This window comes from uncultured Proteiniphilum sp. (genome assembly GCF_937873925.1).
Lineage (GTDB): Bacteria > Bacteroidota > Bacteroidia > Bacteroidales > Dysgonomonadaceae > Proteiniphilum.
Genome location: NZ_CALNAT010000110.1, coordinates 1 through 8,507, shown reverse-complemented (window position 1 = coordinate 8,507; position 8,507 = coordinate 1). Strand labels below are relative to the sequence as shown.

General features: G+C 40.9%; 6 protein-coding genes and 1 pseudogene. 5 read left to right on the top strand and 2 right to left on the bottom strand.

What is annotated here, in order from left to right:
• Together Q0502_RS07470 and Q0502_RS07465 are read right to left on the bottom strand one after the other, a co-directional pair.
• Positions 1-222: pseudogene (locus Q0502_RS07470) on the bottom strand (deoxyribonuclease IV); the annotation flags it as partial.
• 91 nt (positions 223-313) lie between these two features.
• Positions 314-964: a sigma-70 family RNA polymerase sigma factor gene (locus tag Q0502_RS07465; protein ID WP_298649132.1), complete on the bottom strand. Its 651-nt coding sequence runs from the start codon at positions 962-964 to the stop codon at positions 314-316.
• 242 nt (positions 965-1,206) lie between these two features.
• On the opposite strand from Q0502_RS07465, the gene Q0502_RS07460 reads away from it, so the two are divergent.
• From Q0502_RS07460 to Q0502_RS07440, 5 genes are all read left to right on the top strand, one after another.
• Entirely contained in the window at positions 1,207-2,253 is a 1,047-nt protein-coding gene (locus tag Q0502_RS07460) for a FecR family protein (protein ID WP_298649131.1), read from the top strand.
• Between the two features lie 9 nt (positions 2,254-2,262).
• Positions 2,263-5,670, top strand: coding sequence for a TonB-dependent receptor (locus Q0502_RS07455; protein ID WP_298649128.1), 3,408 nt, complete (start codon positions 2,263-2,265; stop codon positions 5,668-5,670).
• Positions 5,671-5,699: 29 nt separating this feature from the next.
• Positions 5,700-7,433 carry a RagB/SusD family nutrient uptake outer membrane protein gene (locus tag Q0502_RS07450; protein ID WP_298649126.1) on the top strand — a complete coding sequence of 578 codons (1,734 nt, stop codon included), beginning with the start codon at positions 5,700-5,702 and terminating at the stop codon, positions 7,431-7,433.
• A gap of 3 nt (positions 7,434-7,436) precedes the next feature.
• Positions 7,437-8,270, top strand: coding sequence for an endonuclease/exonuclease/phosphatase family protein (locus Q0502_RS07445; protein WP_298649124.1), 834 nt, complete (start codon positions 7,437-7,439; stop codon positions 8,268-8,270).
• A 41-nt stretch (positions 8,271-8,311) separates the two neighbouring features.
• The coding region (locus tag Q0502_RS07440; RefSeq protein WP_298649121.1) for a hypothetical protein at positions 8,312-8,507 on the top strand (196 nt) is incomplete at its 3' end.

Below are 8,507 nucleotides of genomic sequence, written 5' to 3'. Positions count from 1 at the left end.
AAGATAGCTGTCGTGCGGAAGAATGTGATCGGGTGAATAATCCAGTTCTTCACAACGTGATTTGAAGAGATCGATGTTCTGTGCCGTATAGGGGGAGGCAAACCATTGGCGTTGGTTCTTGGTAAAGAAAGCGAATGCTTTTGCCCCGATGGCGTGCGCGTTCAGGGGCGCATTCTCCACACCGCCCGACGCACTGATATGAGCTCCGATATATTTCTTCATATTGTTCTTTTTTGATCGTATATTCTTATCCGAACAAAGATACAACGATAAAGGTTCATTAAAATTAGAGGAATAAAGGAAATAGCCATTGTCAGAAAAAGAGGGTGCGTAGTGAAAATATTTTTTTGCCGGTTACAGCCGAATTAAAATCCTCAATCAGTTCGGGATGATTGTTTTTCAGGTGTGACCTTACAATTGATAATGATTCCGAATATTTATTATACACTGTTTTTTTACTCACGGACAATACTTTCGCCGTTTCTTCCACCGACCAGTCATTGATCCGGAGCCAGAATGTTTTCCGCACTACATAGGGTTGTTTATTCAATGCTTCGCGAATTACAGATAATAACTCTTTTTCATCCAGTTCTTCCGTAATGTCATGATAGTTAAGCGCCATATTCTCTTCCAATTGATCAAGGGAAATCATATTTCTCAATGTTTCCCGATACACATCCAGTACCCTGAAACGAAGATTTTGCAGCATATAGGATTGCACCGACTCCTGCTCATTGCATCTCAAAAAAGAGGGATCTTCCCACACCTTCATCCAAAATTCCTGAATAAGATCGTCCGTTTGTTCCTGATCGTTCAATGCTTGATAAACAAACTTATAAATCAGTTTGATATAACGGTCATAGAATAAAGCGAAAGCTTTTTGATTCTTTTCCGAAATTAACCTGAGCAATGAATAATCTGTTTTTTTTACCATGTGGTCTCCTTTACCTGCATCTGATTTCATTACAAAGAAACATCATTTCATCCATAAAAAAGGAGATAAACCGCATTAAGTTTTAACTACGAAAAAATTACAAAAATATTACTATTTTTTCACTCATCGAAAAACGGTTGATCTATAATCATCACAATAATAGGCATTATGTAATAATTCAAAAAATCATTTATATTTTATTAACTAAAAAATCAGGGAAAAATGAGTATCTGATTTCGTAATATATATAGAAAAGAAGCGATAAAAAGAATATGGATAAAGATAAACTACCTGAAAAAAAGTTGCGGAACGATGAAAAAAATCTTTTATTGAGATATTTCCTGCAACGCATTCATAACAATGAAATTACTCAAAAAGAGGAAAATGTAATTGAGTTGTTAAAGAAGTCTTATGATCCGGCAAAGAACACACGAAGATTAACAGACAAGGAATTAAAGAAAGCCATCAGAAGGAACCGGAAGCAAATCATGAAGAAAATAGGAACATCCCGGTATCCCGAAAGAAAAAACGGCATAGCCATCCGGCATATTCCCTTATTTATCGGAAGCAGTGCTGCCGCAATCGCTTTTATCATCATCCTGTTGACAACCCCGTTTACCAAAGATCCGTCTTTTATAAATACAGCACAGATACCGGCGGAATTTTCCGCGATTGAAAAACAATTTATAACCGGTAACGATATGAAAAGGATCATACTCGCCGACGGCTCTACCGTTTTCCTCAATCAGGGAACAACCATCAGCCTGCGACAGGGGCGGTTTAATGCCCATACCCGCGAAATATGGCTGGAAGAAGGGGAAGCCTTCTTCAATGTGGAGAAAGAGGTAAATCGACCTTTTATCGTTCACACGCCCAATGGGATCAGTACACAGGTATTGGGTACTTCTTTCAATATAAGAGCGTACGCCGAACTGGAAGAACAGGTGATTTCGGTCAATACAGGCCGCGTACAAGTGTATGATAAGAAAGAGAATACAATTATACTGGATCCCAATTATAAAGTGTCTGTCAAAAACAGGAATAACGAATTTGTTGCAGGCAAAACAGATGCCCGGAATATTTCTGCATGGCGGTCGGGAACAATTGTGCTGGAGGAAGCAAACATCATAGAAGTTGCTTTCAGGCTGAAGCAGGCCTTTAATATCAACCTGATCTATGGGAATGTGGTGAATCATAACGAAAAAATCGTTACCTCTTTCACTTTAAATACGCCGCAGGAAGAAGTACTTACTACGATATGCAAACTATACAATGTTCATTATAAAAGAAATAACAATACAGTTGAATTGATTAAATAATACAAAATTATGGGAATGAAAATGGATAAAATGCGCAGGATCACCCTCTCAATTGCGGTATTGTGTTGGGTGAATATTGGAAATTTGTCTGCTACCGTACAAAATATCGGAAGTTTTCCTGCCGAATCGATGCTCCACAGAATGGAACGACTCAATGAAATAGGAAAAACTACAGGACAATCCGTATCATATAATGCCACGGAAATTCAGAATGAGGAAGCTCCGGCATTCGATGCCGAAACCAATAATATGGAAGAGTGGTTGTACAAATCATTGAGCCAATCTAAATTTACGTACGAGAAAAGGAACGACAATCATTATCTCGTTGTCCGTAACAAGCAGGCGGCTCCCGAACCGGAACAAATACAACAGGTATCTGTTCTCTCAGGACGTGTAACGGATGCTCAAAACGAACCCCTTATCGGTGTAAATATTGTAGAGAAAGGCACTTCCAAGGGAACCGTGACCGATATAGACGGACGGTACTCTTTATCCGTTCCTGCCAATGCGGTTATCATATTTTCCTATATCGGATATACTGCCCAGGAAATTCCACGAAACGGCCGGAATACGATAGAGGTCATACTCGGAGAAGATTCCGAATTACTTGAGGAAGTGGTTGTTGTTGGGTATGGGATACAGAAAAAGATAAATATTACGGGATCTATTTCGTCCGTTCAAGGCGATGTATTGGAAAATCGGCCGATTGCCACTGTTGGCGCTGGGCTACAGGGTATGTTGCCCGGCGTTACCATTACGTCCTCTTCGGGTCAACCGGGAAGTCCCGGACTCGATGTATTGGTCAGGGGAGTAAATACGATTCACAGCCAAACAACTCCGCTGATATTAATTGATGGTGTTGCAGGAGGAGATATTAATCTGGTCAATCCCGACGATATTGAGAGTGTAACTGTACTGAAAGATGCAGCCTCTTCAGCTATTTACGGGGCACGTGCAGCCAACGGTGTTATTTTGATTACTACTAAAAAAGGGATAAATGAAGGAAAACCGGTGATAAATTATTCCGGTTATGTAGGTATTCAAACTCCGACGTCATTGCCCGAATTGGTTGACGGGCGTGAGTATATGACATTGTCTAACGAAGCACGCAGTGCCCGAGGGGTGGCAATTCCCTATACGGAAGATGCATTCATGAAATATGACTCCAAAAATTTCCCGAATGATTATTCCAACACCGATTGGGTGGGTAAAGTTTATAAGGAACATGCAACTCAGCAAAGTCATAATATCAATATCAACGGTCAGAATGCACACACTTCTTATTACATGTCTTACGGATTCCTGGACCAGACCGGCCTAATTGTCGCTGATCCGTATGCTTCCCATCGGCATAATACGCGCCTTCGGTTAATCACGGATTTAGCCGACCGCTTACGTATTGACGGCAATATAAGTTTTATTGATTTCTACCGTAAAGATGCGGGTGGTTCCGGAACAGCGGGCATATTCCGCCTGGTTCAACGCATTTCTCCCTTGTTGCCGGTTAAATGGCAACTCCCTACCGAAGATGGTAACTGGCAAGATTCCCCTTATTGGTCATACGGATCGGTGTCCAATCCCGTAAGAGTGGCTTATGAATCCGGATATACCAAAAATTATTCCAGAACCTTCAATGGCAATCTTAATGCTACGCTTCGTCTGATTGACGGAATGAATGTGAACGCCCAGTATGCCTACAATTACTACACACGGAATGTAAAAGACTGGAGTCCTACCATGCCTCGCTTTTTAGCCGACGGGACTCCTCATACGGGAAATGACCAGGCAGTGAATACGATTTCGGAATCCCACTTTAATACGGTAACCCAAACGTTCAATACTACCCTGAACTATGAAAAACAACTCTCCCTACACGAGTTAAAATTCCTTGCCGGTTTTTCGCAGGAATGGGCCAATACACCTTATTTAAGCGCTTCCCGGCAAAAAGTCTTACTCGATGGAATTGAGGTAATTGATGCCGGTACGGAAAATATCCGTAACAGCGGGACCGAAGAGCATTGGGCTTTGCGTTCTTATTTTGGACGAGTGAATTACGATTTCGCTTCTAAATATCTGGTTGAGGCGAATGTCCGTTATGACGGTACTTCCCGGTTTTCAAAAAATAACCGTTGGGGAACCTTCCCTTCTTTCTCAGGGGGCTGGCGGTTTTCCGAGGAAGGGTTTATGAATTTTTCCAGAAAGATTTTAGATTCGGGGAAATTACGCGCTTCGTGGGGCGAATTAGGAAACCAGAGTATCAGTAGTAATTATTATCCGTATCTAACCGAAATTGAACGTGTAGAAAAGGCTTATCCTATCGGTAATAAAGAAAATGTAGGCTTTAAACAAAATGCTTTGGCTAATGAAAATATTCAATGGGAAACTATTCGGATGTTCAATATCGGCGTTGATTTGGTATTATGGAGCAATCGGCTCGATCTTTCGTTCGATTGGTTTAAAAAAACAAATATAAATGCTCTACTGAAACCGATTTATCCGTCTGTAATCGGCATAACCGCAACGGACAACCTCCCTTTTGAGAATATAGGATCGATCGAAAATAAGGGATGGGAACTAAGTTTAAACTGGCGTGATAAAATAGGACAGGTTTATTATGGTTTTACGGCCAATCTTTCGGACACCAAAAACGAAATAACTGATTTGGGAAATAGTGCTCCTTCTTTAGGAAATAATATCCGTCGGGTAGGTGATCCGATTAATGCTTATTACGGATATTTGACAGATGGATTGGCTCAAATAATCGATTTTGAATCCTATAATGAATTTACACAGCAGTATGAAAATCCCAAATTTCCCGTTATCAGCAGTTATGCAGCCATTATTCAACCCGGAGATATAATTTACCGCGATATTAGTGGAGAGAAGGGTGAACCGGACGGTAAAATTGATGATTATGACAAGGTGGTTTTTGGAAATCCTTATCCCCGTTATTCCTACTCATTAAGAGGATTCATAGAATGGAAAAATTTCGATTTTTCTTTCTATTTGCAAGGAGTCGGAAAAGTTAACGGCTACCTGAGTGAAGAGGCGCGGCATGCTTTTATCAATGATTACTCCATTCCCAAAAAAGCCCATCTCGATCGATGGACACCTAATAATCCGGACGCTTCTTATCCCCGTATGTATTACCAACCCAATCATAATATCATTTTTTCGGATTATTGGTTGGAAGATGCTTCCTATTTACGATTGAAAAATATTCAATTCGGCTATAACGTACCCAAATTTTTGATAAATAAGATGAACGTGGATCGTTTAAAGGTATATGTAACAATTGACAATTTACTTACCTTGACGAATTATTTTGGCGGATTCGATCCGGAAGTCAGAGAAACTTCCGGAGATGCTTACCCGCAATTAAAAACGTATGCTATCGGTGTTCAACTCGGTTTTTAATGATATTAATGGATAAAACTATGAATAAAATGACGAATTTAAAATATTTTCTTTTTGTACTGCTCTCGTTTTCCTTGAGCTGTGATGATGGTTTTTTGGACAAATATCCGCTCGATACCGTTACACACGGTACATACTGGAAAACGGAAGACCAGTTACGAGCTGCTCTCTATCCTTGCTATGACGGATTCCAGTATGAACTGATTACCTACCCCAGTGTTTTTGGCGACGATGTGGTTTGGGGCGATTTATCGAGTGGATTGAGTAAAGTTCCCGGCGGGCGGCATACGGCTTTAGACGGCTTTCCGATCAGCTCTTTTTGGAATTATACATATAGCCATATTTTCACTTGTAATAACTTTCTGGATCATTATAATGAAGCTGAAATATCCCAGGGTATAAAAGACGTCTATGCTGCTGAAGCGAAGGTGATCCGTGCCTTGCAGTATTTTTGGCTGACTTCTTATTGGGGAGATGTACCTCTTATTACCAAAGTGATCACCTCTGAAGAAGCCTATGGGCCACGGACATCACGAAGTGAAGTTATTCAGTTTATTCTTGACGACTTAGACTGGGCGGTAAGTAAATTAGGCCCGGAAATCCCGGCCGGAGACAATCTGGGGCGTATTAATAAATGGGGCGCTCTGGCATTGAAAGCCCGTATTGCCCTGCAGAATGAAATGTGGGAATTGGCTGCCTCCACGGCAAAAGAGATTATGGATAATAGTCCTTATGAACTGTATCCCGATTATGGAGAACTGTATCAACTTACCGGTAATTCCGAAGTGAATTCTGCCAATAAGGAAGTCATTATATTCAGTCTTTATGTAAAAGATGTGCGTATGAACAATTTCACTAACTACACTTGCACACCCGTTGATTATATACGTTTTAACCCTTCCAAACGATTGGTCGACGCGTATTTATGTACTGACGGCAAACCGGCGAAAACGGGGCTGGAATATTATAAGCAAACGGATGTAACGGTTTCCGGTTTATATATTTATCCCGAACAACATTATGCCGATTATTTTAAAGACCGCGATCCGCGTATGGCTATGACACTTTATACTCCTGGAGATGAATGGCCGGGAGGCGACGATGGAGATCCTGACGACAACATCTCTAACCCAATATTTCAATTGCCGCGTTTTGCGGTTTTGCAAAACAACAACCGAAATGGAGCCAACGGATTGACCGGATTCTATTTTAAAAAATATAATTCCCCGGAATTAGCGGGTGCAACCAACAGAGACCATAATAATATCAATGTAATTCGTTATGCAGAAGTATTGCTGATCTACGCTGAAGCTTTATTCAATATACAAGGGGGAACACTTACTCAAGCACAGATTGACCAGACGATCAATCAATTGCGGAACAGGGTAGAAATGCATCCTCTGAGACTGGATGAACTGGCAGCCTGGGGTATGGACCTCGAAACGGAACTTCATCGTGAACGACGGGTAGAGATGTCGATGGACGGAATGCGCTATTTCGATGTTTTACGATGGAAAGAAGGAGAAAAGTTTTTAGGAAAAGCCATGGTCGGCCCCAGCTTGCAGGTATGTTTGAATGATTTGGGCAAAAACCCTTTCGAAGCAAGCGGAGTGGACGAATTTGGCGATATTGTTTATGAGAAATCGGTTGCTGAAGGTGGAATAGACCACTTTGATCCGAATAAACATTATCTATGGCCGGTACCTTATGCCGAAAGGATTAAAAATCCTGACTTGGGACAAAATCCGGGATGGGAGGAATAAAAAATGAAAAGAGTATATATATCCGTTTTGTTGTTGTTCACGTTGCTTCTCGTAGCGATAGCCTGTGAAAAAAAATATACAGGAATTGACGATCCCGGTTGGAATACGCAAAAACCTGACAATAGCGTTACAGTGATGAGTTATAATGTGAAATATTGTTCTGCTATAAATAGTACTACCCCGGATGTCGATGCTGTTGCAGCAGTTATCAATGAGATAAAACCCGATGTGGTTTTCCTCCAAGAGCTCGACCGGAATACTACCCGGAGCGGAAAAGTGGATCAATTGGCCTTGTTATCGTCTAAGACGAATATGCCTTATACTTTCTATGGGAAGGCGATTGATTATCAGGGAGGAGAATCCGGGCTGGGTATCTTATCCAGATATCAATTGTTTGATTCACAGCGGCACGATTTACCGCGTGTGGATCTGGGTCCGGATGTGTATGTCAGCTACCGGATTCTGCTTACTGCAACCATTACAGTAAATGAGAAAAAGATTATGATTGCCAATACGCATTTGGAACTAACCCAGGAAAACAGGGATCTGCAAGTCCCCGAAATCAATCGGATTCTTTCCAACTCGACAGCTCCCGTTATTTTTGGAGGAGATTTCAACGCTGTTCCCGGTAATAAAACAATACAGTCGTTTTTCGATTTTGGTTTTAAAAAGACGTGTACCACAAATTGCCTGACGATTCCGTCTAACAAACCGAATCGCGAAATTGATTTTATTCTTTACCGTCCGATACAAAATTTTTCAGTAGTCTCACATCAGGTTGTCGACACACAAGCGTCCGACCATTTGCCGATTATTACTATTCTGGAACTGAAATAGTGAAACTTTCAATGCAAACGAAATTAAAAAATACAGATACAATGAATAGAATTTTAATTTTTCTTTCCGTCCTTACAATTGTGTTATGGACAGCATGTGAAAACAAAATATCCAATCCCCTGATAACTTTCGAAAATGGAGTGGATAGCATTGCTGAAGTTTTTCCGGGAGATATTTTCCAGGTGAAAGGAATAATAACCGCTGAAGACCCTCTTGCCGGAACGTTCTATTTTCTTC